Source organism: Jatrophihabitans sp. YIM 134969 (genome assembly GCF_054456675.1).
Genome location: NZ_JBTJEQ010000013.1, coordinates 22,577 through 46,287, shown reverse-complemented (window position 1 = coordinate 46,287; position 23,711 = coordinate 22,577). Strand labels below are relative to the sequence as shown.

Here is a 23,711-nt window from a genome sequence, read left to right as displayed (position 1 = left end):
GCCGAGGCCTACTCCCACCGGAACCACCGCGCCGCGGCCGGGATCGCGAGCGCGGCCCAGACCAGCAAGGTCAGCACCGGTCGCACCGGGAAGCCGGTGTCGTTCTGCAGGACCGCGTGCATGCCGTCGGACAGCGCGGCCGACGGCAGGACCCGCAGGGCGTTCGCGACGCCGTCGGGGAACTTCGCCAGCGGGATGGCGATCCCGCCGCAGAACAGCAGGACCAGCCAGATGAGGTTGGCCGCGGCCAGGGTGACCTCGGCGCGCAGGGTGCCGGCGAGCAGCAGCCCGAGACCGCCGAACGCGAGGGTACCGAGCACGACCAGCAGCACGGCCCAGTAGGCGTCACCCGCGGGATGCCACCCGAGCGCGAAACCCAGGCCGCACACCAGCACGATCTGCACGGCCTCGAGGCACAGCACCGCGATCGTCTTGGCGGTGATGAGCACCGAGCGGGGCATCGCGGTGGAGCCCAGCCGCTTCAGCACGCCGTACTTGCGCTCGAAGCCGGTGCCGATGGCGAGCCCCGTGAAGGCCGCGGACATCACCGACAGCGCGAGGATCGACGGCACCACGAAGTCGATGCGCCGACCCTCGATGGCGTAGAGCAGCGGCAGGTTGAAGAACAGCGTCAGCAGCAGCGGGATCACGAGCGTGAGCCCGACCTGCTCGCCGTTGCGCAGCAGCAGCTTGAACTCGACGGCCGTCTGCGCCTTCAGCATCCGGCCGGTGGTGGAGGCGCCGGGGGCGGGGGAGACGTCGAGCGTCGCGGTGGCGGTCACGACGCCACGCGGCCGGTGAGCTCGAAGTAGACGTCCTCGAGGGACCGGCGTTCGACCGCGAGACCCTCGGCCATCACGCCCTCGGCGGCGCACCAGGCCGTCACGGTCGCGAGCAGCTGCGGGTCGACCTCGCCGCGTACGACGTAGCGACCGGTCGACTCCTCGGTGGCCGCGGATCCGGCGGGCAGGGCCGTCACGAGGGCGTCGAGGCGCAGGCCCGGCGTGGCCCGGAAGCTGACCTGACCCTCGGCACCGGCGCGGGTGAGCTCGGCGGGGGTGCCGGCGGCGACGACCCGGCCGTGGTCGACGACCACGACGTCGTCGGCCAGGCGCTCGGCCTCGTCGAGCAGGTGGGTGGTGAGCACGATGGTGACGCCCGCGGCGCGCAGGTCGGCCACGAGCTCCCAGGCGTCGCGGCGGGCGCCCGGGTCCATGCCGGCGGTCGGTTCGTCGAGGAACAGCAGTTCGGGGCGTCCGACCACCGCCAGCGCGAGCGACAGCCGTTGCTTCTGCCCACCCGAGAGCCGTTTGGTCACGGTGCGTTCGGCGCCGGCGAGCCCCACGCGCTCGAGCAGCGGACGCCAGGGCAGCGGGTGCGCGGCGTACGAGGCGAACAGTCGGACCAGCTCGCCGACCCGGGCGCCGGTGTAGGCGCCGACACCGTCCTGCGGCATGACGCCGACAGCGGGCTTCAACGCGCGTGCCTCGGTCGCGGGGTCCAGGCCGAGGACGCGGACCGAGCCGCTGTCGGCGGTCCGGTACCCCTCGCAGATCTCGACCGTGGTGGTCTTGCCGGCTCCGTTGGGCCCGAGCAGGGCGAGCAGCCGGCCGCGCCGGACGGTGAGGTCCAGGCCGTCGACGGCCGTGACGTCGTCGTACCGCTTCACCAGGCCGCGGATCTCGACGGCGGGCGCGGAGTCGGTCTCGGCGGACGGGCCGGCGGGGGCGCCCGCGGGGACGGCGCCGGACGGGTCCACCGCGCGCAATCCCGTCACGCTCGCGAGTGTAGAGAGCGCCCGCGGAGAGAACGGGCCTCAGTGACCGGACGTGGCCTTCGCCGCCGACGCGTAGGTGTCGACGTACTCCTGGCCGGACAGCCGCTCGACCGCCGACCGGATCGTCTCGGTCACCTCGCGCAGCTTGCGGGCGCTGCGTTCGTCGGCCTCCCGGCCGGAGAAGTCGAGGGGCGCTCCGAAGTTGACCCTGACGGAGAGCGGTCGCCAGGTGCGCGCCCCGGGCGGCTGGACCCGGTCGGTGTCGACGAGGCCGACCGGCACGACCGGCACGCCCGAACGCAACGCGATCCGGGCGACCCCGGTACGGAACTTGTAGAGGCGGCCGTCGGGCGAGCGGGTGCCCTCGGGGTAGATGCCGAACGCCTTGCCCTCGGCGAGCAGTTCGAGGCACTGCTCGATCGACCGGGCGGCGGCCACGGTGGCGTCGCGGTCGACCGGGACCTGCCCGAGCCCGCCGAACACCGCGGCCATGGCGCGGCCCTTGATCCCGGGGGTGGTGAAGTACTCGGCCTTGGCCAGGTAGAACACCTGCCGCCGGGCCGCGAGCGGGGTGAAGATCTCGTCGGCGAAGGAGATGTGGTTGCCGGCGAGGATGACCGGACCGGTGCGGGGCACGTGCGCGAGGCCCGTGACCTGCGGACGGTGGACGACCCGCAGCGCGGGCGCGACCGTCAGCTCCAACGCCCGGTACAGCACCGCGCGACCGTAGCGGAGTGCCGTGACGGCCTCACGTGACCGACGCCCCAACCCCCTGCCGTGGGCGGTCCGCGGAAATACGTCATACTGGTGTGGTGAAATTCGACGGTGGTGTGCAGGAGCGGGGTGACACCCGCACCGCCGTCGCCCGGATCGTCCTGGAGAACGGCCCGCAGACCGCGGCCGCTCTCGGTGAGCGCCTGAACCTGTCGCCCGCGGCGATCCGTCGTCACCTCGACGCCCTGGTCGCCGACGGCCTGCTGGTGGAGCGCGACCCCGCGAAGGCGGCGCTCGGTCGCGGTCGCGGCCGACCCGCCCGGGCCTACGCCATCACCGACGCCGGCCGCGCCGCCTTCCCGCACGGCTACGACGACCTCGCCACCACCGCCCTGCGCTACCTGCGTGAAGCGGGCGGCGACACCGCGGTCGAGGCGTTCGCCGAGCACCGCGCCCGTGAGCTCGAGCACCGCCTGCGAGACTCGGCGGGTCCGCCCGCCACGCTCCAGGTGTTGGCCGGTCGGCTCTCCGCCGAGGGGTACCCCGCGGACGTCCGGGAATCCGCGACGCCCGCAGGGCCTTCAGTCGGAGCACAACTGTGTCAGCACCACTGCCCCGTCGCGCACGTCGCGGCGGAGTTCCCACAGTTGTGCGCGGCCGAGACCCGCATGTTCGAACGGGTGCTGGGGACCTACGTCCAGCGTCTGGCCACCATCGGTCACGGTGATGGCGTCTGCACCACCCATGTTCCGCAGCCACGTGAGAAGAGGGCCCCATGAGCACCGATCTGTCCGCGCCCGCGACACCCACCCCTGTCCTGACCCAGGATGAACAGATCGAGGCGTTGTCGACCTACGGGTACGGCTGGGCGGACTCCGACGTCGCCGGTGCCGCTGCCCAGCGCGGCCTGTCCGAGGCCGTCGTGCGCGACATCTCGTCCAAGAAGTCCGAGCCGCAGTGGATGTTGGACAAGCGCATCAAGGCGCTGGACACCTTCGGCAAGAAGCCCATGCCGAACTGGGGTTCCGACCTCTCGGGCATCGACTTCGACAACATCAAGTACTTCGTGCGCTCGACCGAGAAGCAGGCCGAGAGCTGGGACGACCTCCCCGAGGACATCAAGAACACGTACGACAAGCTCGGCATCCCGGAGGCGGAGAAGCAGCGCCTGGTCTCGGGTGTCGCCGCGCAGTACGAGTCTGAGGTCGTCTACCACAAGATCCGCGAGGACCTCGAGGAGCAGGGCGTCATCTTCCTCGACACCGACAGCGGTCTGCGTGAGCACCCGGAGCTGTTCGAGGAGTACTTCGGCTCGGTCATCCCGGCCGGTGACAACAAGTTCGCCGCGCTCAACACGGCCGTGTGGTCCGGAGGCTCGTTCATCTACGTGCCGAAGGGCGTGCACGTCGAGATCCCGCTGCAGGCCTACTTCCGCATCAACACCGAGAACATGGGCCAGTTCGAGCGGACCCTGATCATCGTCGACGAGGGCGCCTACGTGCACTACGTCGAGGGCTGCACCGCGCCGATCTACAAGTCGGACTCGCTGCACAGCGCGGTCGTCGAGATCATCGTCAAGAAGAACGCCCGCTGCCGGTACACGACCATCCAGAACTGGTCCAACAACGTCTACAACCTGGTCACCAAGCGGGCGCGCGCCGAAGAGGGCGCGACCATGGAGTGGGTCGACGGCAACATCGGCTCCAAGGTGACGATGAAGTACCCGGCCGTGTGGATGACCGGCCCGTACGCCAAGGGCGAGGTCCTCTCGATCGCGTTCGCGGGCGAGGGTCAGCACCAGGACGCCGGCGCCAAGATGTTGCACCTGGCCCCGCACACGTCGTCGACCATCGTGAGCAAGTCGGTGGCGCGTGGCGGCGGCCGGACCTCGTACCGCGGTCTGGTGCAGGTCAACAAGGGCGCGCACCACAGCGCCTCGACCGTCAAGTGCGACGCCCTGCTCGTCGACGCCATCAGCCGGTCCGACACCTACCCCTACGTCGACGTCCGCGAGGACGACGTCTCGATGGGCCACGAGGCCACGGTCTCGAAGGTGTCGGAGGACCAGCTGTTCTACCTCATGAGCCGCGGCATGACCGAGGACGAGGCCATGGCGATGGTCGTGCGCGGCTTCGTCGAGCCCATCGCCCGGGAGCTGCCCATGGAGTACGCCCTCGAGCTCAACCGCCTGATCGAGTTGCAGATGGAAGGTGCAGTCGGCTGATGACGGCCACGACAGAAGAGCGCGAGGTCGCGCTGCCCTCGGCTCGCACGACGACCGGTTCGCCGGCCGAACGTTTCACCTCGCGTGACCCCGAGGCGTTCGAGACGCCGTCGGGTCGCGACGAGGACTGGCGGTTCTCGCCGCTGCCCAAGCTGCGCCCGTACTTCGAGCAGTTCGTCTCCGACGGCGTCATCGAGGGCACGCACTCAGTGCCAGACGGCGCCCACGTCGAGGCCGTCGTGCCGCAGGACGTACCGGCGTTCGGGTCGGTGCTCACGCCGGCCGACCGGGTCAGCGCGCTCGCGATGAAGCACGCCGAGAACGGCCTGCACATCCGGGTCGACGCGAACGCCGAGTTGACGGCGCCGATCGTCGTCGAGCGGATCGGTGTCACCGGCCGCAGCTACGCGCACCACGTGATCGAGGCGGGGGCCAACTCCCGGGCCACGCTCGTGATCGACCACCGCGGACCGTTGCAGGTGGCAGCGAACCTCGAGTTCGTCGTCGGCGACGGCGCCCAGCTCGACGTCATCGCGTTGTACGACTGCGAGCCCGACGCCGTCGTGCTCGCCTCGTACGCGGCGCAGGTCGGGCGTGACGCGTCGTTCCGGCACGTCAACATCAGCCTCGGCGGTGGCGTGCTCCGCAGCGTGCCGACCGTGCGCTACGCCGGCCCCGGCGGCCGCGCCGAGCTGCTCGGTCTGGCGTTCGCCGGCTCCGGCCAGCACTTCGAGACCCGACTGTTCGTCGACCACAACGTCGAGCGCTGCACCTCGAACGTGTTGTACAAGAACGCGTTGCTCGGCGAGACCGCCCGCACCGTGTGGATCGGCGACGTCCGCATCCGGCCGGCGGCGATCGGCACGTCGACCTACGAGCTCAACCGCAACCTGCTGCTGTCCGACGGCGCCCGCGCCGACTCGGTCCCGAACCTCGAGATCGAGACCGGCGAGATCGCCGGAGCCGGCCACGCCTCGGCCACCGGTCGCTTCGACGACCTGCAGCTGTTCTACCTACGGTCGCGCGGCATCCCGGAGAAGGAGGCCCGCCGACTCGTCGTGCGCGGCTTCTTCGCCGACGTCGTGCACCGCATCGGCCTGCCCGAGCTGGAGGACCGCCTCATGGCGACCATCGAAGAGCGCCTCACGAACGACATCGACCTGATTGCGAGCGACAACTGACATGGCTGTTCTGGAGATCCGCGACCTGCGTGTGAACGTCGGCGACGGCGACGACGCGACCGAGATCCTCAAGGGCGTCGACCTCACCGTGAAGTCCGGTGAGACCCACGCGATCATGGGCCCCAACGGGTCCGGCAAGTCGACGCTCGCCTACTCGATCGCCGGGCACCCGAAGTACACCGTGACCGGCGGGACGATCACCCTCGACGGCGAGGACGTGCTCGCCATGACCGTCGACCAGCGCGCCCGCGCCGGCCTGTTCCTCGCCATGCAGTACCCGGTCGAGGTCCCCGGTGTCTCGGTGTCGAACTTCCTGCGCACCGCGGCCACCGCCGTGCGCGGCGAGGCCCCGAAGCTGCGGACCTGGGTCAAGGAGGTCAACGAGGCGATGAGCACGCTGGAGATGGACAAGTCCTTCTCCGAGCGCAGCGTCAACGAGGGCTTCTCCGGCGGCGAGAAGAAGCGCCATGAGATCCTCCAGCTCGAGCTGCTCAAGCCGCTGATCGCCGTCCTCGACGAAACCGACTCCGGCCTCGACGTCGACGCGCTGCGCGTGGTGTCCGAGGGCGTGAACCGGGTCCGCGAGCAGGGTGTGGGCACGCTGCTCATCACCCACTACACGCGCATCCTCAAGTACATCGAGCCCGATTTCGTCCACGTGTTCTACGACGGCCGCATCGTCGAGTCCGGCACCGCCGAACTCGCCGACGAGCTCGAGGCCAACGGGTACGCGCGCTTCGGCTCGCACGAGCCGGCCTCGGTCTGAACCGATGACTGCGCTCCGAACCGGCGAGGTGAACGGCGTGAGATCCCTCGACGTCGAGGTCGTCCGCAAGGACTTCCCGATCCTGAGCCGGGAGATCAACGGGCACCCGTTGGTCTATCTCGACAGTGCGAACTCGTCGCAGAAGCCGCAGCAGGTCATCGACGCGATGAGCGAGTTCTACGCGCACCACTACGCCAACGTGGCGCGCGCCGTCCACACGCTGGGCTCGGAGTCCACCCACGCGTTCGAGGCGGGTCGCGACAAGGTGGCGGCCTTCCTCGACGCCCCGCGGCGCGACGAGATCGTGTTCACCAAGAACGTCTCCGAGGCGCTGAACCTGTTGGCGTACTCGTTCTCCAACGCCGCGACCTTCCCCGGTGCCGAACGCTTCCGCATCGGCCCCGGCGACGAGATCGTCGCGACCGAGATGGAGCACCACAGCAACCTCGTCACCTGGCAGCTGCTCGCGCAGCGCACCGGCGCGACCTTCCGCTGGCTGCGGATCGACGACTCCGGCCGCCTGCGCGAGGACGACATCGAGTCGGTCATCAACTCGAAGACCAAGATCGTGGCCTTCGGCCACGTCTCGAACGCGCTGGGCACCATCAACCCGGTGCACCGCATCGTCGAGAAGGCGAGGTCGGTCGGCGCGTTCTCGATCGTCGACGCCGCCCAGTCGGCCCCGCACCTGCCGCTGTCGGTGCGTGACCTCGGGGCGGACTTCGTGGCCTTCACCGGCCACAAGGTCTACGGCCCGAGCGGCATCGGTGTGCTCTGGGGCCGGTACGACCTGCTGGCCGAGATGGCGCCCTTCATGGGTGGCGGCGAGATGATCGAGACCGTCGCGATGGAGGGCACCACCTACGCCGCGCCGCCGCACCGGTTCGAGGCCGGCACGCCGATGATCGCCGAGGCCGTGGGTCTCGGCGTGGCGGTCGATTACCTCACCGGACTCGGCATGGACGCCGTGCGCGCCCACGAACGTGAGCTGGTCGGCTACGCGCTGCAGGAGCTCGAGGGTGTCCCCGGGGTGCGACTGCTCGGCCCGCGCGAGGTCGAGGACCACGGCGCGACCATCTCGTTCACGGTCGAGGGCATCCACCCGCACGACGTCGCCCAACTGCTCGACGAGCACGGCGTGGCCGTGCGCGCGGGGCACCACTGCGCGCGGCCGGTGTGCGTGCGGTTCGGCGTGCCGGCCACCACCCGGGCGTCGTTCGGCGTGTACTCGACGCTGTCCGAGGTCGACGCGCTGGTCGCGGGATTGTCCGACGTGCAGAAGATGTTCGGGGTGGGGTGAGCACCGTGACGGCGAGCGACTCGATGTACCAGGAGATCATCCTGGACCACTACAAGCACCCGCAGCACCGCGAGCTGCCCGCGGACTTCGACGCCGAGGTGCACCACGTCAACCCGACCTGCGGTGACGAGGTGACCCTGCGCGTGGCGGTCCGTGACGGCGCGGTGACCGACCTCGGCTGGACCGGCGAGGGCTGCTCGATCTCGCAGGCGTCGACCAGCGTGATGAGCGGACTGGTCGTCGGCAAGCCGATCGACGACGCCCTGGCGCTCGGCGAGACCTTCCTCGCGCTCATGCAGAGCAAGGGCGAGGACGTCCTCACCGACGAGCAGGAGGAGGCCCTCGACGACGCGGTCGCGTTCGAGGGGGTCGCGAAGTACCCGGCACGCGTCAAGTGCGCGCTGCTGGGCTGGATGGCGATGCGCAGCGCGGTGGCCGACGCCGTCGGGAGCGACGCGTGATGTTCGGACGCAAGGAGAACACGATGACCACGGATTCCGGCACGACCGCGACCGTCAGTCCCTCGCGGGACGACATCGAGGAGGCCATGCGCGACGTCGTCGACCCCGAGCTGGGGATCAACGTCGTCGACCTCGGCCTGGTGTACGACATCGCCGCCGACAGCGACGAGACCGGCACCACCATCACCCTGGACATGACGCTCACCTCGGCGGCCTGCCCGTTGACCGACGTCATCGAGGACCAGGCCACCGACGCGCTCTGCGCCGGCCCGCGCCCGCTGGCGAACCGGGTCGCGATCAACTGGGTCTGGTTGCCGCCGTGGGGCCCGGACAAGATCACCGACGAGGGTCGCGAGCAGCTGCGCAGCCTCGGCTTCAACGTCTGACCGACCCTCAGCCCGACCGCGTGACGCCGACGGCCGGCCGAGCGGTGGAACCTGTCACCCCGCTCACCGGATCGGTGGTGCCATGAGGACCTCGATGCGGTGGGCAGCGGCGATCGTGTCGGTGGGCGCGGTGGTGGCGCTGGCCCCGCCTGCGAACGCCGGAAGGCAACAGGTCACGGTCGACGTCGGGTGCCAGCCGAGCACCCTGGGGCGAGGCGCCCTCGTGACCGGCCGGGAGACCGACGTCTTCGTCTCGGTGCTCCTGTCACCGCTCGACGAGCACGACACGTACACGCTGGCGTGGCCCACCGGCGCAGACGCTCGGACCACCGCCCTGCACGGCGCGGCCGTCAACGGGACCCTCGAACGGCGGTACCTCCCGGTCCGGCTCGACCGTCCCCTCGCGGATGTCGGCACCAGGTACCAGGTTCGGAACTCGTCCGGGCGGGTCGTGGCATCGGGAGACCTGTACCGGGCGGTTCGTCCGGACGCCGACTGCCGGGTGTTGTCCACGCTGCAGGCGACCCGCACGCCCCCGGACCCCAGCGGGCTCAACGCCTTCTCGTTGGCCCAGCAGACCGACGGCAACGTCGTCGAGCGCAACGGTCAGGGCCGGGCGTTGTGGACCACGGGCACCGCGGGCCACCCGGGCGCGCACCTGGTCCTGCAGTCCGACGGCAACGTCGTGATCCGGGACGCTGCCGGCCGCGCCGTCTGGAACACCGGCACCGCCGGGCACCCCGGCGCGACGCTCACGCTGCAGGCCGACAGCAACGTCGTGCTCCGAGACCCCGCGGGTCGCGCGCTCTGGGCCAGCGGCCTCCACCGCTGAATCCTCACGCCGGAGCCTTCCCCCGACACCGTTCGGCTGTCAGGATGCGCTCGTGGCAGCGATGACCGATGACATGGCGATCATCCACCGGGTCTTCCGACGCGAGTTCACCCTCGCGCCGGGCCTGGTCCGGGAGACGGCCGAGGGCGACACCAAGCGGGTGTCGACCCTGGAAACCCACCTGCGGCGGTTGCTCGGCCTGCTCGGACACCACCACGAGGGCGAGGACGTCCTGCTGTGGCCCAAGCTGAACGAACGGGCGCCGGAGCACCGTCAGCTGTTCGAGGACATGGACGCGGACCACGCCGGCATCCACGCCGCGATCGACGAGGTGGACGCCGCGCTCACGACGTGGTCGGCGAGTGCGTCGCGAGCCGACGCCGAGGTCCTCGCGACCGCGGTGGAACGGCTGACCCCGCCCCTGCTGGCGCACCTCGACCGGGAGGAGGCCGAGGTCCTGCCGATCGTCGAGCGCACCCTGTCACCGGCCGAGTGGGGCGAACTCGGGGAGCGCGGCATGGCGGCCCTCGCGCCGCCCGACGCGATGATCGTCCTGGCCCAGATGGGCGAGGACTGCCCCGAGGAGCAGTGGAACGGCTTCTTCGTGCACCTCCCGCCGCCGGTCCAGGACGCCTACCGCGAGCACGCCGTCCCGGCCTACGCCGCCTACGTCGCGTCGGTCCGCGGCAGCGGCCGGGCGTCCTGACGCCGCAGCGCGGGGGAGCAGGTCAGGGCGCGGCCTGGCCGGTCGAGGCCGACGTGCCGCCGTCGACCGCGAGCACCGCGCCGGTGACGTAGCGGGCGGCGTCGCTGGCGAGGAACAGCACGGCCGGCGCGACGTCGTCCGGCTGTCCGACCCGGCCCAACGCGACCCGGTCGACCGCCTTGGCGAGCGGTCCGCCGCCGGCCTCGATGATCGGGTGCGTGATCGGGGTGTCGGTCATCGCCGGGGCGACGGCGTTGAGCCGCACCCCGCGCCCACCCCAGTCCAGGGCGAGCGACCGTACGAAGTTCGTCACGGCCGCCTTCGACGCGTTGTAGGCGGACTGACCCCAGTCACCCGCGAGGCCGGACACGCTCGACACCGCGACCAGGTTGCCGCCGGACTCCTCCAGACGCGGCAGCGCGGCCTTGGCCAGGTGGAAGAACCCGTCGACGTTCGTGGCCCGCAACGCCGCCCAGTCGTCCTCGGCGAGCTCGGTGATGTCGCCGTGCTCGTAGGCGGCGGCGTTGCTGACGACGACGTCGAGGTGCCCGTGGTCGGCAAGCACCTGGTCCACCATGGCGCGCACGGCGGCGGCGTCGGTCATGTCGGCGACCAGCGGCACCACGGTGCCGTCGGCGGCGGCCGCGACCTCCTCGAGGGGCTCACGGCGCCGGCCGGTGACGACGACCGTCGCGCCCGCCGCGGCGAACGCCAGCACGATGGCCCGCCCGATGCCGGTGCCGCCCCCGGTCACGAGGACGACCGCGTCGTCGAAGTCGAAGTGGGTGCTCCTGGTGGTCACGACACGGATCGTGCCCACCGGCGCGGCCGTCCTCCCGTGTGTCAGGGCCGGGTCACCACCCGGATCTGCCGGGGGAGCGCCGGGGCGGGCAGGATGAGGACATGGACGCCGCGCAGTACGACAAGGTCAGCACCGGAGCCGGGTTCTTCGCCGCCCTGGACCAGAGCGGTGGCAGCACCCCGAAGGCGCTCGCCGCGTACGGCGTCGGTGCCGACCGGTACGACGGCGACGACCAGATGTTCGACCTCGTCCACGCCATGCGCACGCGGGTGATGACCGACCCGGCCTTCGACGGTGCCCGCGTGCTCGCAGCGATCCTGTTCGAGCAGACCATGGAGCGTGAGGTCGCCGGGCTGCCGACCGCGGGGTACCTGTGGGAGGTCAAGCAGGTCGTCCCGTTCCTCAAGGTCGACCTCGGGCTCGCCGAGGAGGAGAACGGCGTCCAGCTCATGAAGCCGCTGACCACGCTGCCCGACCTGCTCGAGCGGGCGCAGTACCACCGGATCTTCGGCACCAAGATGCGCTCGGTCATCAAGTCCGCGAACGAGCAGGGGATCGGCGACATCGTGGCGCAGCAGGGCGAGGTCGGCGAGCACATCCGCGCGGCCGGCCTGGTGCCGATCCTCGAGCCCGAGGTCAGCATCGACGCACCCGACAAGGCCGAGGCCGAGGCACTGTTGCACGATGCACTGGTCGCGCACGTCGCGGGGCTGCCCGAGGACGCCTCGATCATGTTGAAGCTGACGCTGCCCACCGAGCCCGACCTCTACGCCGACCTCGCGGCCGACCCGCGCGTGCTGCGGGTCCTCGCGCTCTCCGGCGGCTACGACCGCACCCGGGCGTGCGAGCTGCTCAGCCACGACCAGACCATGATCGCGAGCTTCTCCCGGGCGTTGCTCGACGACCTGTCCGACGGCCAGACCGACGAGCAGTTCCACGCCCAGCTCGAGGACTCCGTCGAGCAGATCTACCGCGCCTCGACCGTCAAGAGTTAGCGGGACGTGCTGCGCCGTCCGACCTCGGAGTCGGGCGGCAGCAGGCGCGGGCCGGCCGAGCGGATGAAGACCCCGGCCCAGGTCCGCCACGGCGACCACGCTGCGGCCAACTCGGCGAAGTCGCCGGGCGCCACGGGTCCGCCGCGTCCGAGCAGTTCGCCGAGCACCTCGAGCACCAGCGGCTCGCCCTCGGGGAGCACGTCGGTGTGACCGAGCGCCCGCACGGTCACCAGCAACGCGGAGAACGGTCCGATCCCGTCGAGCGTGCGCAGCTGCGCGTCGACGGCGGCGGGATCGGCGGCGCGCAGGGTGGCGGTGTCGAGCCCGCCCTCGGCGGCGACCCGAGCCACCCCGTGCAGCCGCTGCAGCTTCACCAGCGGCAGGCCGTCGAACTCCCGCACCGCGAGCAGCTGCTCGGGGGTGGGGAACGCGTACCGCGTCTCTCCCGCGACCTCGAACGTCGCTCCGTGCACCGACGACAACCGCTCGCGCAGCACCGCCATCTGCCGGGCCGGCCGACGGGCTGACAGCACGGCCCACGCCGCGGCCTCGTAGGCGGAGTGGAACAGCGGGGGGCGCAGGCCCGGACGGGCGCTCTGTAGCCGCCCGATGAACGGGTCACGGCCGCCGAGCGCGTCCCACCCGGTCGCGTCGACGTCGAGGGAGAGGACCCGCGTCACCTGGTCGGTGACGACCTCGGGGTCGGCCGCGCCGAACACCTCGACGCTCACATCGCCGTCGTCGTCGGCTTGACGCACGGCCACCGCGGCCTGCGTGGTGTAGCCGTCGACGGTGAAGGCCATCCGCATCATCGGCTCGCCCGGGTGCGACCGGTGGGGGCCGAACCCGAAGTCCAACGCCTCGCCGAGGGAGAACCGACCCCTCGGCCGCAGCACGATCGTCGTCATGGTGGCAGCGTGGCAGCGCCCGGCGAGGGTGGGTCAGGCGGGCCCGCACGGGACCTCGGAGCCCCACCGCGCCGCACGGGCCCGCCGGTACGTCCGGGCGAAACCCTTCAGCACCACGAACCGCGGCACCGCCGGGATGAGGTGGATCAGCAGGTCGTAGCGCTCGGGGTCCAGACGGTCGGCGAGGAAGTGGCCCTGGATCGCCAGGACGGGGAGCGACTTGCCCTTGACGTTCGTCCGTTGGTCCCACGACGACCAGTCGGCTGCCGACAACGTCTCCGACACCAGCGGCATGGCCTCGTCCTCCTCGGCGCGCAGGTGGGGCAGCAGCGACTCGGCGAGGGCGTCGACCGCGCCGAGCAGGTCCTCCTGCGCGTCCGCCGACCGGCGGTACGCCGCCGCGGCCCGCTCGACCTCGGCCATACGCGGCACGACGACGGCGTGGTCGGCCTCCATGCGGTCGAGCACCTCGGCGCCCGTCGCGGAACGGCTGCGGACGACCGGCCACAGGCCGGAGTCCTCGCCCTCGTGGTGGTGGTGCAGGAAGTCCATGATCCACAGCGCGTGGTCCGCCACCGCCACCCGGCGGACGTCGGACTCGACCGGCGCCGCGAGGACCGCCTGCAACCGGCGGAGGTCACGCCGCAACGCGTCGTGGACCACGCCCATCATGGTGGTGTCGGCGGGCCGGGAGGCGAGTTCGGGTCGACGGGTCACGTGGGGGAGTCAAGCCCGATCGGGCTCCCCGCGCGAGAGCCGATCGGGCACAGCCGGCCCCGTGGCGGCCACGTCCCCGTCCGGTGCCGCGGTGGTCAGCTGTCGACGCTCGACCGCCCGGCCGAGGAACGCGTAGCCGACGGCCGCCACCACGCCGGTGCCGAGGCACCCCCACCAGAGGACGGCCGGGTGGTGGGCGTAGACGGCGGTGCCCGCGAGCGGCCCGAGCAGGACCGACCCACCCCAGGCGAGTCCGGTCGCCCCGACGTAGCGGCCCCGCAGGTGTTCCGGGGCGAGCGTGGTGACGAGGGCCTGGATCGACCCGCTGAACCCGATCTCCCCGATGCTCCACACCACGACCGTTGCCATGAGCAACGATAGGTTCGACACCAGCCCGGTCAGCGCGATCCCGCCGCCGACCAGGGTCAGGCTGGCCGGCAGCAGCCAGGTGCGGGGGACGCGGTCGAACACCGGCAGCAGCAGCGGTTGCAGCACGATGATGGCCACGCCGTTCAGCGCGACCGCGAGGCCGTACGCCGAGGTGCCGAGCCCGATGTCGCGGGTGTAGAGGGGCAGCACCGTGTAGACCTGGTTGTAGAGCACCGCGTACAGGAAGATCAGCGCGATCGCGGCCTGGAGCAACCGGTCGTGACCCACCGCGCGGACGCCCTCGAACCGGGGCCGCGGCAGGTCGGGGTCGCGGACGGGCCGAGTCTCGGGCACCCGCCACCCGACCAGGGCGGCGAACACCAGGCAGGTCAGGGCGTCGACGACGAACAGCAGCGTGTAGCCGTGGGCGGCGAGCAGACCGCCGAGCACGCTCGCGACCGAGAACCCGAGGTTGACGGCCCAGAACTGCAACGCGTACGCGCGTGGCCGGGCCTGCTCCTCGAGCACGTCGGCGATGACCGCGGTGGACGCCGGCCGGTAGACGTCGCTGACGCAGCCGAGCAGCAGGGCGGCGACGGTGATGGGCCCGAAGCCGCGCGCGGCGCCGAGGGCACCGAGCAGGACACCGGTCGCGGCGAGCCCGCCGACCATCGTCGCGCGGCGCCCGACCCGGTCGGTGAGGACGCCCCCGACCGGCTGTGACACCAGGACGCCGGCGCCGAAAGCCGCCAGCACCAGACCCGACTGCGGCACGGTCAGATCTCGAGGCCCGGTGAGGTACAGCACGAGGAACGGCTGGACGAACCCGCCGGCCCGGTTGACCAGCGTGCCGACCCACAACCACCAGAACGCCGTCGGCAGCCCGCCGACCCGGGACCGCAGTGCCCGTCGCAGCACGCCGGTCGGCGGCGGGACGGCGCCGGGGGGCGCGGACGGAACGGTCACACCCTCACCAGATCACGGCGCTCAACCGACATGCGCGCCGGCGCCCACCGCGCCGTTCCAGGGTGCCGACGCGAACCCGGCCAGGCCGAGTTCCGCGCCGATGTCCTCACGCAGCGAACGGATGTCGAGGCGGTGGGCGCGGTCGTGGTCGGCGCGGGTGCCGAACCGGTGCAGGTCCGGGCGGGTGACGCCGTGGGCGAACAGCCGGTGCGGGCGGTCCGACAGCGCGTCGGTGACCAGGGGCGTCGACGTGCCCGCCAGGTACGGCTCGACGAGGACGACGTCGGCGACGTCGGTGAGGCCCACCTCGCGTCGCAACGTCACCACGTCGAGCGGGCGCACCGTGACCGCGTGGAGCACGGTGACGTCGAGCCCGGCGGTCGCCTCGCGGACCCGGTCGACCAGGGGACCGACCGCGAGCACCACCCCGCGTCGGCCGCGGCGCACGACCCGCAGCGACCCGTCGGTCGGGCCGGGACCGTGGGCGACGTCCTCGGCCAGGCGCAGGTAGGTACGTCGCCGGGACGCGACCGCCTGGCGCAGCAGCGGCGCGACGTCGTCCGGGTGGGCCGGCACCTCGACCCGCCAGGCGCCGTCGACCCCCGGACGTCCGAGCGTGTCGAGCAACGCGACGTCGCCGGGGGACTGGTGGGTCCGCCCCGCGCCCGCGGCGTCGTGGGAGGCGCCGATCGAGACGAGCGTGGCCCCGACGTCCTGGTGCGACAGGTCGAGCTTGACCTGCTCCCACGCCCGCTCGACGAGGAACGGCGCGTAGGTGTGGACGACCGGGTGGACCCCGGCGAGGGCCAACCCGCCCGCCACGCCGACCATGGCCTGCTCGCGGATGCCGACGTTGACCACGTGCGGGCCGGCGTCGGTGAACCGGTCCGCGGAGATGTCGGCCAGGACGAGGGCGAGATCGTCCGTTGCACCGAGCAACGTCCGCATCTCCTCGACGAAGGCGTCGCGCATGGTGTCCGGCCGTGCCCCGGTCATGGTCAGGCTCCCTTCGGGTCGGTGTGGGCCACGACGACCGTCGGTGCGGCGTCGTCGGTGGCCCGGAGGGCCGCGACCAGCGCCGGCCGGTCGGCCGCCGTGACCTCGCGGGTCACCCAGCCCTCCGTCTCGAACCGCGTCGCGATGCCGCCCGGCCAGCCCAGTGAGGCGGAGGCGTTGTCCACCACGACCGCGGTCAGGCGGGCCAGCCCGAACCGGCCCGCCACCGCGATGGCTTCGTGGTTGCTGCCCTCGTCGAGTTCGGCGTCACCCACCAGCACCACGACCCGTGACGACCGTCCCTGCCAGCGCAGGGCGAGGGCGGACCCGACCGCCAACGCGAGCCCGTGCCCGAGCGAGCCGCTGGAGATCTCCACGCCGGGCAGCTGGCGCCGGTCGGGGTGGTGGCCGAGGGGCGACTCGACCGAGCCGAAGCCCGCCAGCAGAGCCGGGTCGAAGAACCCGTGCCGGGCGAGGACCGCGTGGTAGGCCTGCGGGCCGTGGCCCTTGGAGAGGTGGAACCGGTCGCGGTCGGGATCCGCGGCCCGGTCGGGGGACACGTCGAGGACGTCGTCGTAGAGCGCGTCGAGCACCTCGGCCACGGAACTCGCGCTGGCATCGTGCTTCTCGTCGCCGGTCTGCCGGTCCATGTAGGTGCGCGTCAACGGGTTCACGCCGACCACTGTTCAACCTCAGGTGCGCTTGAGGTCAAGGCCCGTCGGCCACTACCTTCGTGGGGTGGGCAACGGGCACCTGACGATCGGGGAGTTCGCCGCGCGCTCCGGCGTGAGCGTGCCGACCCTGCGGTTCTACGAGGAGCGCGGGCTCGTCCACTCGACCCGCACCGCCGGCAACCAACGTCGCTACCTCCGTGCCGAACTCCGGCGGGTGGCCTTCGTCAAGGCGGCCCAGCACGTGGGGCTGAGCCTGGGCGAGATCGAGCAGGCGATGGCGGCCCTGCCCGACGGTCGGGTGCCGACCCGGGCCGACTGGGCCCGGCTCTCCAGGTCCTGGCGCCCGCGCCTCGACGAGCGGATCGCCGAGTTGCGGCGCCTGCGCGACGGCCTGGACGGCTGCATCGGGTGCGGGTGCCTGTCGCTGAAGAGCTGCGTCCTCTACAACCCGGGCGATCTCGCCGGGCGGGAGGGGAGTGGCGCGCGCTACATCGAGAACGAGGGTCCGGCCCAACCGCGCCGGTAGACTGCGAGCGTGACCATCCTGCGCGAATGAGACCTGTCCGCCTGTTCGGACCGTCCACACCTCCAGGGAAGTCACCTCCATGATCACGGCCACCGGCCTCGAGCTGCGCGCGGGTGCGCGCCTGCTGCTCGACGCCCCCCAGCTCCGCATCCAGGCGGGCGACCGCATCGGCCTCGTCGGCCGCAACGGCGCCGGCAAGACCACGCTGCTCAAGACACTGTCCGGTACGGGGCTGCCGACCGCGGGGTCGATCGCGGCGAACACCCCGATCGGCTACCTCCCGCAGGACCCGGCCAGCGGTGACCTGTCGGTCACGGCCAACGACCGGATCCTCTCGGCGCGCGGTCTCGACGTGCTGCGCACCAAGATCGACAAGGCCCAGGTCGAGCTCGCCGAACGGCCGGACGACGCGGACCTGCTCGCCCGCTACGGCAAACTCGAGGACCGCTTCTCGGCGCTCGGCGGGTACGCGGCCGAGAGCGAGGCCGCACGCATCAGCTCCAACCTCGGGTTGCCCGACCGTGTTCTCGTGCAACCGTTGGAGACCCTCTCCGGTGGTCAACGCCGCCGGGTCGAGCTCGCCCGCATCCTGTTCGCCGACACCGGCGAGCCCACCACCTTGCTGCTCGACGAGCCGACCAACCACCTCGACGCCGACTCGATCCAGTGGCTGCGGGAGTTCCTGCCCCGACAGCAGGGCGGGTTCGTCGTGGTCAGCCACGACGTCGACCTGCTCGCAGCCGTCGTCAACAAGGTCTGGTACCTCGACGCGAACCGGTCGGTCATCGACGTCTACAACGTGGGCTGGAAGGCCTACCTGCAGCAGCGCGAGACCGACGAGCGTCGCCGCACGCGGGAACGGGCCAACGCCGAACGCAAGATCGAGACGCTGTCCAAGCAGGCCGACAAGATGCGGGCCAAGGCCACCAAGGCCAAGGCCGCGCACCAGATGGACCGTCGCGCGGCGGCGCTCGCCGCGGGCCTCGAGGAGGTGCGCGTCGGCGACCGGGTCGCCCGGCTGCGGTTCCCCACCCCCGCGCCGTGCGGCCGTACGCCTCTCACCGCCACCGGCCTGTCGAAGAGCTACGGCTCGCTCGAGATCTTCGCCGGGGTCGACCTCGCGATCGACAAGGGCGCCCGGGTCGTCGTGCTGGGCCTCAACGGCGCCGGCAAGACCACGCTGCTGCGCCTGCTCGCCGGTGTGGAACCCGCCGACACCGGCACGGTCGAGCCGGGCCACGGGTTGCGGCTGGGCTACTTCGCGCAGGAGCACGAGACGATCGACCGTGACCGGTCGGTGCTGGAGAACATGCGCTCTTCGGCGCCGGAGCCGTCGGACACCGAACTGCGCAAGGTGCTGGGTGCGTTCCTGTTCACCGGCGACGACGTCGACAAGCCCGCGGGGGTGCTCTCGGGCGGTGAGAAGACCCGGCTGGCGTTGGCGATGCTCGTGACCAGCGCCGCGAACGTGCTCCTGCTCGACGAGCCGACGAACAACCTGGACCCGGTGAGCCGCGACCAGGTCCTCGACGCGTTGCACCGGTACGAAGGCGCGATCGTGCTCGTCACCCACGACGAGGGGGCCGTCGAGGCGCTCGCGCCGGAGAAGGTCATCCTGTTGCCCGACGGCGTCGAGGACCAGTGGAGCCCCGATCTCGCCGACCTCGTCACCCTGGCGTGACGCCCTCACGCGTTCCCATGAGCTGAGATATCTGCCTCACAGGAGTTTGACGCTTCGTGTTGCGGGCGGGTGTCGCGCTTGCGACCATTCGCCACGCGGAAGGCACCCCCGTCAGGGGGCCGGCCGCCGACACGGCCGCCCGGAGGGGAGGGGCCGCTGGAGGGGCCTCGGCCCGGGAGAGATGGGACGACATGGCGGACACGAGATCCAAGATCGAGCTGAAGAAGGGCGCCCGGATCACCGGACAGGCCCGGACCAAGCTCGCTGCGGACCTGCGCAAGGCGTACGACAAGGGCCGCAGCATCCGCGAGCTCGCCGAGACCCACGGCCGCTCCTACGGGTTCGTGCACCGCGTGCTGTCCGAGTCCGGCGTGGAGTTGCGCGGCCGTGGCGGCGCCACCCGCAAGCGCACCCCGGCCCGCTCCCGCTGACCCCGAACGGGTAGACACGGCGGCGTGACCGACGCTCCGCCGCCCCTGTTCGACACCGACGCGCTGCTGGCGGGCCCCGTGCCCGTCGACCCCGACGGCTCCGGCGTGACCCTGCGACTCGCCCGCGACGGCGCGGTCGCGGTGGTCGGCCTCGACCGGCCCGACGCACTCAACGCCCAGACACCCCTCACCTGGACCGCACTGCGTCGGGTCCGCGACGGCCTGCCCGAATCGGTGCGGGTGCTCGTGCTGCGGGGTGAGGGTCGGGCGTTCTCCGCGGGCCTCGACAAGCGTCTGTTCCAGCCCGAGGGTGTCCCCGGTCAACCCGGCATCGTCGCGCTGGCCACGATGACGCCGGACGAGGGCCAGGCGCAGATCGCCGAGTACCAGGCGGCGTTCGGATGGTTGCAGACTGCACCGATCACCACGATCGCGCTGGTGCAGGGTCACGCAATCGGCGGTGGGTTCCAGTTGGCCCTGGCGTGCGATATGCGCCTCGTGGCCGACGACGTCTCGTTCTGCATGGCCGAGGCGGGCCTGGGCATCGTGCCGGACCTGGGCGGGACGCAGCGGCTGGTCGACCTGGTCGGCTACTCCCGTGCGGTGGACCTCTGCCTCACCGTGCGCCGGGTCGGCGCCGAGGAGGCGTTGCGCATCGGCCTCGCCACCGCGGTCGTGCCGGCGGGCGGGCTCGACGCGGCCGTCGAACCGCTGCTCGACGCGCTGCTCGCCGTCCCGCGCGGCGCGGCCGTCGCGACCAAGGCTCTGCTGCTCGCGGCCAACGGGGAACGGAACACGGCGCAGGAGCAGCGCGAACGGACGGCCCAACTGGCCCGCCTGCGCTCGCTCGCCGCCGGCACCGGCTGACCGCCCCCCGCCGAAGTTGATCAAGGAGCTGTGGTTGCTCGATCGGCGTGGCGCGCGACCACCACACCGGGGTTAGACCGCGCCGCGGGTCCGCCCACCTCGGCGGGCGGTTCGCCCTCAGCGCAGCGTGCCGGTTGACCTCAGGTGCGGTGGAGGTCGCACCATGATGCGGTGACATCCGCCCACGGCATGGTCTGGTCGACCATCAGCCGCAGCAAGCAGGACTCCAGCCGCGACGTACCGAAGGGGACGTGGCGCCGCGTCCTGGGGTTCGCGCGACCGTACTGGCCGGCCATCGCGGTCTTCGCCGTCGTCATCACCGGGGGCTCGCTCGTCGGTGTCGCCACGCCGGTGCTCGCCGGTCGGGTGGTCAACGACATCTCCTCGCACGCGCCGGTGTCGGCCGTCGCGTGGACCTCGGGGTTCATCGCCGCGCTGGCCGTCGTCGACGCCCTGCTCTCGTTCGCCAGCCGCTGGTTCTCGGCCCGCATCGGCGAGGCGTTGATCTTCGACATGCGCACGCGGGTGTTCGACCACGTGCAGCGGATGCCCATCGCGTTCTTCACCCGCACGCAGACCGGTGCGTTGACCAACCGCCTCAACAGCGACGTGCTCGGCGCCCAACAGGCGTTCACGTCGACGTTGTCGGGCCTGCTCTCCAACATCGTGAGCCTGGTGCTCACCGCGGCGGTCATGTTCACGTTGTCGTGGCAGATCACCCTGATCGCCTTGGTGATGCTGCCGGTGTTCGTCCTGCCCGCGAAGCGGATCGGCCGCCGTCTGCAGGCCATCACCCGCGAGTCCTACGACCTCAACGCGTCGATGAACTCGACCGTCACCGAACGGTTCACCGTCAGCGGCGCGCTGCTGGTCAAGCTGTTCGGTCGCCCCGCTGACGACAGCGCGTACTTCCGCGAGCGGGCCGACCGCGTCCGCGAGATCGGTGTGCGATCGGCCATGTACGCACGGGCGTTCTTCGTCGCGCTCGCCCTGGTCGCGGCGCTGGCGCAGGCGCTGGTCTACGGCCTGGGTGGCTACTACGCACTGAACGGGAGCCTCTCGACCGGGACGGTCGTCACCCTCGCGCTGTTGTTGTCGCGGCTCTACGGCCCGCTCACCGCGCTGTCGAACGCGCGGGTCGACGTCATGAGCGCGTTGGTCAGCTTCGACCGGGTCTTCGAGGTGCTGGACCTCGACCCGGGCATCGTCGACCGCCCGGACGCCGTCCAACTGCCGGCCGACGCCCGCGGGGTCGAGTTCGACGACGTCGACTTCCGCTACCCGGCCGCGGACGAGGTGTCGCTGGCGTCGCTGGAACAGGTCGCCGTGCTGGACGACCGCCGCAACGAGCCCGTCCTGCACGGGGTGAGCTTCACGGCCGCGCCGGGGGAGTTGGTCGCCCTCGTGGGGCCGTCGGGTGCGGGCAAGACGACCATCAGCCAACTCGTCCCGCGGCTCTACGACGTCACGGCCGGCGCGGTGCGCATCGGCGGGCACGACGTCCGCGACGTCACCCTCGACTCGCTGCGCGCCCACGTCGGCGTCGTCAGCCAGGACCCGCACCTGTTCCACGACACGGTGGCGGCCAACCTGCGGTACGCGCGGGCCGACGCCACCGACGAGCAGCTGTGGGCCGCCCTCGAGGCGGCGCAGATCGGCGACCTGGTCGCGAGCCTGCCCGACGGCCTCGCCACCGTGGTCGGCGACCGCGGCTACCGGTTCTCCGGCGGCGAGAAGGCCCGCCTCGCGATCGCGCGGCTGCTGGTCAAGGCGCCGCCGGTCGTCATCCTCGACGAGGCCACGGCGCACCTGGACAGCGAGAGCGAGCACGCGGTGGCGCAGGCCCTGGACGCCGCACTGGCCGGCCGCACGTCGCTGGTCATCGCCCACCGCCTGTCGACGATCGTCGGCGCCGACCGGATCGTCGTGGTCGACGGGGGCCGCGTGGTCGAGACCGGCACCCACGCCGACCTGCTCGCCCGCGACGGTCTCTACGCCGATCTGTACCGCACCCAGTTCGCTGTCACCGCCGCCACCCCGTAGGTCCACCCCCGAACCCGGGCGAGTGGGCACTTCCCCCTTCGAGTGGGCGGGAAAAGGTCGCCACTCGCGGGGTTTCGTGACCACTCACCCGTTCGGCGCGGGTCGGTCGTGCGGGTCAGTGGGCGATGCTGAGGGCGACGGGGGCGAAGCCGGAGGGGTCCTGCAGCAGGGGCGTGAAGGCCAGTTCGGCGGCGCCGAGCAGGCAGGCGTCGCCAGCGCGTGAGGACGAGGCGCAGAGTTCGACGAGCTCACCGGCGCGGCCGAAGGCGAAGCGGGCGAGTTCGGCGCGGGTGTCGTCACCGGCGATCTCCACGACGCGGGCGAGGCTCCCGCCCGCCACGACCACCGACGGGTTGACGAGGTTGAGCAGCGCGGCGACCGTGCGTCCGAGCTGACGCGCGACCTCGCGGACGGCGCCCAGCTCGACGGGCGCGCCGGCTTCGGCGGCGTCGAGGACCTCGCGCACCGCCTCCCGGTTCAGCTGGTCGGGCCGTCCCGCGGCGGCGAGCAGCGCGGCGTCGCCGATGTAGACCTCGGCGCACCCACGGCTGCCGCAGTGGCAGGGCGGGCCGCTGGCGTCGAGACAGAGGTGGCCGACCTCGCCCGCGGCACCGGCGTGGCCGGTGAGCAGGTACGAGCCGGCGATGATCCCGGCACCCACGCCGATGCGACCGAGCAGGAACACGACGTCCTCGTGACCGCGAGCGCGGCCACGGACCTGCTCGGCGACGGCGCCGAGGTTGGCGTCGTTGCCGACGTGCACGGGCAGGCCGGAGAGCATCGGCGTGACGAGGGCGTCGTGGACGAGCGCGGCGAACTCGACGTCGTGCCACTCGAGGTTCGGCGCGAGCGCGACCGCGCCCGTACGCCGCTCGACCGAACCGGGCACGGAGATGCCGATCCCGACGGGGAACCCGGGGGAGGACGCGACGACCCGCTCGATGGAGCGGGCCACCGCGGCGGCGACGGGTCCGGGGCGACGGCTGCGGGTGGCCCGGTCCTCACGCTGCAGGACGACGCCGCCGATGCCGACGGCGGCGACGGCCACCCGGTCCACCTCGACGTCGACCGCGAGGACGAACGGACCGTCCGAGCGTGGTCGCACGACGTGCGACGGGCGCCCGGCCGAGAGGTCGGAGCGTTCGGCGACGTCAGGGGCCGAACCCTCGAGCAGGCCGAGGTTCACCAGCTCGCCGACCAGGGTGCCGATCGTCGAGCGGTTGAGCCCGAGGCGGGTGGTGAGGTCCGCCCGCGACAGTTCGCCGTGGCTGTGGACCTCGGCCAGCAGCCGGGCGAGGTTGTGGCGGCGGACGGCGTCCGGGCGGGCAGGGGGAGTGTGGCCCCCTGCCCGCGCCGGAACCGCGCCGCCGCCGGCGATCGTGGTCATCG

The 23,711-nt window shown here is 72.0% G+C and carries 25 protein-coding genes; 15 read left to right on the top strand and 10 right to left on the bottom strand.

What is annotated here, in order from left to right; translation table 11 throughout:
* Nucleotides 1-8: 8 nt before the first annotated feature.
* The 3 genes from ACXR2U_RS09120 to ACXR2U_RS09110 are packed head-to-tail and all read right to left on the bottom strand — an operon-like array spanning nucleotide 9 to nucleotide 2,494.
* Nucleotides 9-722: an ABC transporter permease gene (locus ACXR2U_RS09120; protein ID WP_458824708.1), complete on the bottom strand. Its 714-nt coding sequence runs from the start codon at nucleotides 720-722 to the stop codon at nucleotides 9-11.
* 56 nt (nucleotides 723-778) lie between these two features.
* Nucleotides 779-1,768, bottom strand: coding sequence for an ABC transporter ATP-binding protein (locus ACXR2U_RS09115; RefSeq protein ID WP_458824707.1), 990 nt, complete (start codon nucleotides 1,766-1,768; stop codon nucleotides 779-781).
* Nucleotides 1,769-1,816: 48 nt separating this feature from the next.
* Nucleotides 1,817-2,494, bottom strand: coding sequence for a lysophospholipid acyltransferase family protein (locus ACXR2U_RS09110; protein ID WP_458824656.1), 678 nt, complete (start codon nucleotides 2,492-2,494; stop codon nucleotides 1,817-1,819).
* Between the two features lie 95 nt (nucleotides 2,495-2,589).
* On the opposite strand from ACXR2U_RS09110, the gene ACXR2U_RS09105 reads away from it, so the two are divergent.
* From ACXR2U_RS09105 to ACXR2U_RS09065, 9 genes are all read left to right on the top strand, one after another.
* Nucleotides 2,590-3,270: a helix-turn-helix transcriptional regulator gene (locus tag ACXR2U_RS09105; RefSeq protein ID WP_458824655.1), complete on the top strand. Its 681-nt coding sequence runs from the start codon at nucleotides 2,590-2,592 to the stop codon at nucleotides 3,268-3,270.
* Nucleotides 3,271-3,308: 38 nt separating this feature from the next.
* The gene (gene sufB, locus ACXR2U_RS09100; protein ID WP_458824706.1) at nucleotides 3,309-4,715 is read left to right on the top strand and encodes a Fe-S cluster assembly protein SufB; all 1,407 of its coding nucleotides are present in this window, start codon (nucleotides 3,309-3,311) and stop codon (nucleotides 4,713-4,715) included.
* Nucleotides 4,715-5,896, top strand: a complete 1,182-nt coding sequence (sufD, locus tag ACXR2U_RS09095; protein ID WP_458824654.1) for a Fe-S cluster assembly protein SufD — start codon at nucleotides 4,715-4,717, stop codon at nucleotides 5,894-5,896. Before sufB ends, sufD begins: the two co-directional genes overlap by 1 nt.
* 1 nt (nucleotide 5,897) lies before the next feature.
* Nucleotides 5,898-6,662 (top strand): Fe-S cluster assembly ATPase SufC, encoded by a 765-nt coding sequence (gene sufC, locus ACXR2U_RS09090; RefSeq protein ID WP_458824653.1) that lies wholly within the window; start codon nucleotides 5,898-5,900, stop codon nucleotides 6,660-6,662.
* Between the two features lie 4 nt (nucleotides 6,663-6,666).
* Entirely contained in the window at nucleotides 6,667-7,962 is a 1,296-nt protein-coding gene (locus ACXR2U_RS09085; RefSeq protein WP_458824652.1) for a cysteine desulfurase, read from the top strand.
* A 23-nt stretch (nucleotides 7,963-7,985) separates the two neighbouring features.
* On the top strand, nucleotides 7,986-8,423 hold the full coding sequence (gene sufU / locus ACXR2U_RS09080) for a Fe-S cluster assembly sulfur transfer protein SufU (RefSeq protein ID WP_458824705.1): 438 nt from the start codon (nucleotides 7,986-7,988) through the stop codon (nucleotides 8,421-8,423).
* A 23-nt stretch (nucleotides 8,424-8,446) separates the two neighbouring features.
* Nucleotides 8,447-8,809 (top strand): metal-sulfur cluster assembly factor, encoded by a 363-nt coding sequence (locus ACXR2U_RS09075; RefSeq protein ID WP_458824651.1) that lies wholly within the window; start codon nucleotides 8,447-8,449, stop codon nucleotides 8,807-8,809.
* A gap of 82 nt (nucleotides 8,810-8,891) precedes the next feature.
* On the top strand, nucleotides 8,892-9,641 hold the full coding sequence (locus tag ACXR2U_RS09070; RefSeq protein WP_458824650.1) for a hypothetical protein: 750 nt from the start codon (nucleotides 8,892-8,894) through the stop codon (nucleotides 9,639-9,641).
* Nucleotides 9,642-9,702: 61 nt separating this feature from the next.
* Complete coding sequence (locus ACXR2U_RS09065) at nucleotides 9,703-10,347, top strand: hemerythrin domain-containing protein (RefSeq protein ID WP_458824704.1); 645 nt, start codon at nucleotides 9,703-9,705, stop codon at nucleotides 10,345-10,347.
* A 22-nt stretch (nucleotides 10,348-10,369) separates the two neighbouring features.
* Here ACXR2U_RS09065 and budC read toward each other — a convergent pair whose 3' ends face one another.
* Entirely contained in the window at nucleotides 10,370-11,149 is a 780-nt protein-coding gene (gene budC / locus ACXR2U_RS09060) for a meso-2,3-butanediol dehydrogenase (protein ID WP_458824649.1), read from the bottom strand.
* Between the two features lie 101 nt (nucleotides 11,150-11,250).
* Here budC and ACXR2U_RS09055 point away from each other — a divergent pair, with 101 nt between their 5' ends.
* Nucleotides 11,251-12,144, top strand: a complete 894-nt coding sequence (locus ACXR2U_RS09055) for a fructose bisphosphate aldolase (RefSeq protein ID WP_458824648.1) — start codon at nucleotides 11,251-11,253, stop codon at nucleotides 12,142-12,144.
* Here the strand turns inward: ACXR2U_RS09055 and ACXR2U_RS09050 are convergent.
* From ACXR2U_RS09050 to ACXR2U_RS09030, 5 genes are read right to left on the bottom strand one after another with little or no spacing between them, the layout of a single operon-like run.
* On the bottom strand, nucleotides 12,141-13,052 hold the full coding sequence (locus ACXR2U_RS09050) for a DNA-3-methyladenine glycosylase family protein (RefSeq protein ID WP_458824647.1): 912 nt from the start codon (nucleotides 13,050-13,052) through the stop codon (nucleotides 12,141-12,143). The genes ACXR2U_RS09055 and ACXR2U_RS09050 overlap by 4 nt on opposite strands.
* A gap of 33 nt (nucleotides 13,053-13,085) precedes the next feature.
* Nucleotides 13,086-13,769 (bottom strand): hemerythrin domain-containing protein, encoded by a 684-nt coding sequence (locus ACXR2U_RS09045; RefSeq protein ID WP_458824646.1) that lies wholly within the window; start codon nucleotides 13,767-13,769, stop codon nucleotides 13,086-13,088.
* Nucleotides 13,770-13,778: 9 nt separating this feature from the next.
* Nucleotides 13,779-15,104: an MDR family MFS transporter gene (locus ACXR2U_RS09040; protein ID WP_458824645.1), complete on the bottom strand. Its 1,326-nt coding sequence runs from the start codon at nucleotides 15,102-15,104 to the stop codon at nucleotides 13,779-13,781.
* Between the two features lie 21 nt (nucleotides 15,105-15,125).
* Nucleotides 15,126-16,100, bottom strand: a complete 975-nt coding sequence (locus ACXR2U_RS09035) for a transketolase family protein (protein WP_458824644.1) — start codon at nucleotides 16,098-16,100, stop codon at nucleotides 15,126-15,128.
* 2 nt (nucleotides 16,101-16,102) lie between these two features.
* Nucleotides 16,103-16,750 carry a thiamine pyrophosphate-dependent enzyme gene (locus ACXR2U_RS09030; RefSeq protein WP_458824703.1) on the bottom strand — a complete coding sequence of 216 codons (648 nt, stop codon included), beginning with the start codon at nucleotides 16,748-16,750 and terminating at the stop codon, nucleotides 16,103-16,105.
* Nucleotides 16,751-16,838: 88 nt separating this feature from the next.
* On the opposite strand from ACXR2U_RS09030, the gene soxR reads away from it, so the two are divergent.
* The 5 genes from soxR to ACXR2U_RS09005 all read left to right on the top strand — a co-directional run bounded on the left by soxR (nucleotide 16,839) and on the right by ACXR2U_RS09005 (nucleotide 22,322).
* Nucleotides 16,839-17,300: a redox-sensitive transcriptional activator SoxR gene (gene soxR, locus ACXR2U_RS09025; protein WP_458824643.1), complete on the top strand. Its 462-nt coding sequence runs from the start codon at nucleotides 16,839-16,841 to the stop codon at nucleotides 17,298-17,300.
* 79 nt (nucleotides 17,301-17,379) lie between these two features.
* On the top strand, nucleotides 17,380-18,981 hold the full coding sequence (locus ACXR2U_RS09020; RefSeq protein ID WP_458824642.1) for an ABC-F family ATP-binding cassette domain-containing protein: 1,602 nt from the start codon (nucleotides 17,380-17,382) through the stop codon (nucleotides 18,979-18,981).
* Between the two features lie 191 nt (nucleotides 18,982-19,172).
* Nucleotides 19,173-19,412 (top strand): helix-turn-helix domain-containing protein, encoded by a 240-nt coding sequence (locus ACXR2U_RS09015; protein ID WP_458824641.1) that lies wholly within the window; start codon nucleotides 19,173-19,175, stop codon nucleotides 19,410-19,412.
* 66 nt (nucleotides 19,413-19,478) lie between these two features.
* Nucleotides 19,479-20,279: an enoyl-CoA hydratase/isomerase family protein gene (locus tag ACXR2U_RS09010; RefSeq protein WP_458824702.1), complete on the top strand. Its 801-nt coding sequence runs from the start codon at nucleotides 19,479-19,481 to the stop codon at nucleotides 20,277-20,279.
* Nucleotides 20,280-20,468: 189 nt separating this feature from the next.
* Nucleotides 20,469-22,322 (top strand): ABC transporter ATP-binding protein, encoded by a 1,854-nt coding sequence (locus tag ACXR2U_RS09005; protein ID WP_458824701.1) that lies wholly within the window; start codon nucleotides 20,469-20,471, stop codon nucleotides 22,320-22,322.
* Nucleotides 22,323-22,437: 115 nt separating this feature from the next.
* On the opposite strand, the gene ACXR2U_RS09000 is transcribed toward ACXR2U_RS09005, so the two are convergent.
* Complete coding sequence (locus ACXR2U_RS09000; protein WP_458824640.1) at nucleotides 22,438-23,709, bottom strand: ROK family transcriptional regulator; 1,272 nt, start codon at nucleotides 23,707-23,709, stop codon at nucleotides 22,438-22,440.
* Between the last annotated feature and the right edge of the window lie 2 nt (nucleotides 23,710-23,711).

Bases quoted from the DNA above. Each gene is read 5' to 3' on its own strand.
- ACXR2U_RS09120 (WP_458824708.1), bottom strand. From the start codon at position 722: ATGCTGAAGGCGCAGACGGCCGTCGAGTTCAAGCTGCTGCTGCGCAAC.
- sufD (WP_458824654.1), top strand. From the start codon at position 4,715: ATGACGGCCACGACAGAAGAGCGCGAGGTCGCGCTGCCCTCGGCTCGC.
- sufC (WP_458824653.1), top strand. From the start codon at position 5,898: ATGGCTGTTCTGGAGATCCGCGACCTGCGTGTGAACGTCGGCGACGGC.
- ACXR2U_RS09085 (WP_458824652.1), top strand. From the start codon at position 6,667: ATGACTGCGCTCCGAACCGGCGAGGTGAACGGCGTGAGATCCCTCGAC.
- sufU (WP_458824705.1), top strand. From the start codon at position 7,986: ATGTACCAGGAGATCATCCTGGACCACTACAAGCACCCGCAGCACCGC.
- ACXR2U_RS09075 (WP_458824651.1), top strand. From the start codon at position 8,447: ATGACCACGGATTCCGGCACGACCGCGACCGTCAGTCCCTCGCGGGAC.
- ACXR2U_RS09070 (WP_458824650.1), top strand. From the start codon at position 8,892: ATGAGGACCTCGATGCGGTGGGCAGCGGCGATCGTGTCGGTGGGCGCG.
- ACXR2U_RS09065 (WP_458824704.1), top strand. From the start codon at position 9,703: ATGACCGATGACATGGCGATCATCCACCGGGTCTTCCGACGCGAGTTC.
- ACXR2U_RS09055 (WP_458824648.1), top strand. From the start codon at position 11,251: ATGGACGCCGCGCAGTACGACAAGGTCAGCACCGGAGCCGGGTTCTTC.
- ACXR2U_RS09050 (WP_458824647.1), bottom strand. From the start codon at position 13,052: ATGACGACGATCGTGCTGCGGCCGAGGGGTCGGTTCTCCCTCGGCGAG.
- ACXR2U_RS09035 (WP_458824644.1), bottom strand. From the start codon at position 16,100: ATGACCGGGGCACGGCCGGACACCATGCGCGACGCCTTCGTCGAGGAG.
- ACXR2U_RS09030 (WP_458824703.1), bottom strand. From the start codon at position 16,750: ATGGACCGGCAGACCGGCGACGAGAAGCACGATGCCAGCGCGAGTTCC.
- ACXR2U_RS09020 (WP_458824642.1), top strand. From the start codon at position 17,380: ATGATCACGGCCACCGGCCTCGAGCTGCGCGCGGGTGCGCGCCTGCTG.
- ACXR2U_RS09015 (WP_458824641.1), top strand. From the start codon at position 19,173: ATGGCGGACACGAGATCCAAGATCGAGCTGAAGAAGGGCGCCCGGATC.
- ACXR2U_RS09005 (WP_458824701.1), top strand. From the start codon at position 20,469: ATGGTCTGGTCGACCATCAGCCGCAGCAAGCAGGACTCCAGCCGCGAC.
- ACXR2U_RS09000 (WP_458824640.1), bottom strand. From the start codon at position 23,709: ATGACCACGATCGCCGGCGGCGGCGCGGTTCCGGCGCGGGCAGGGGGC.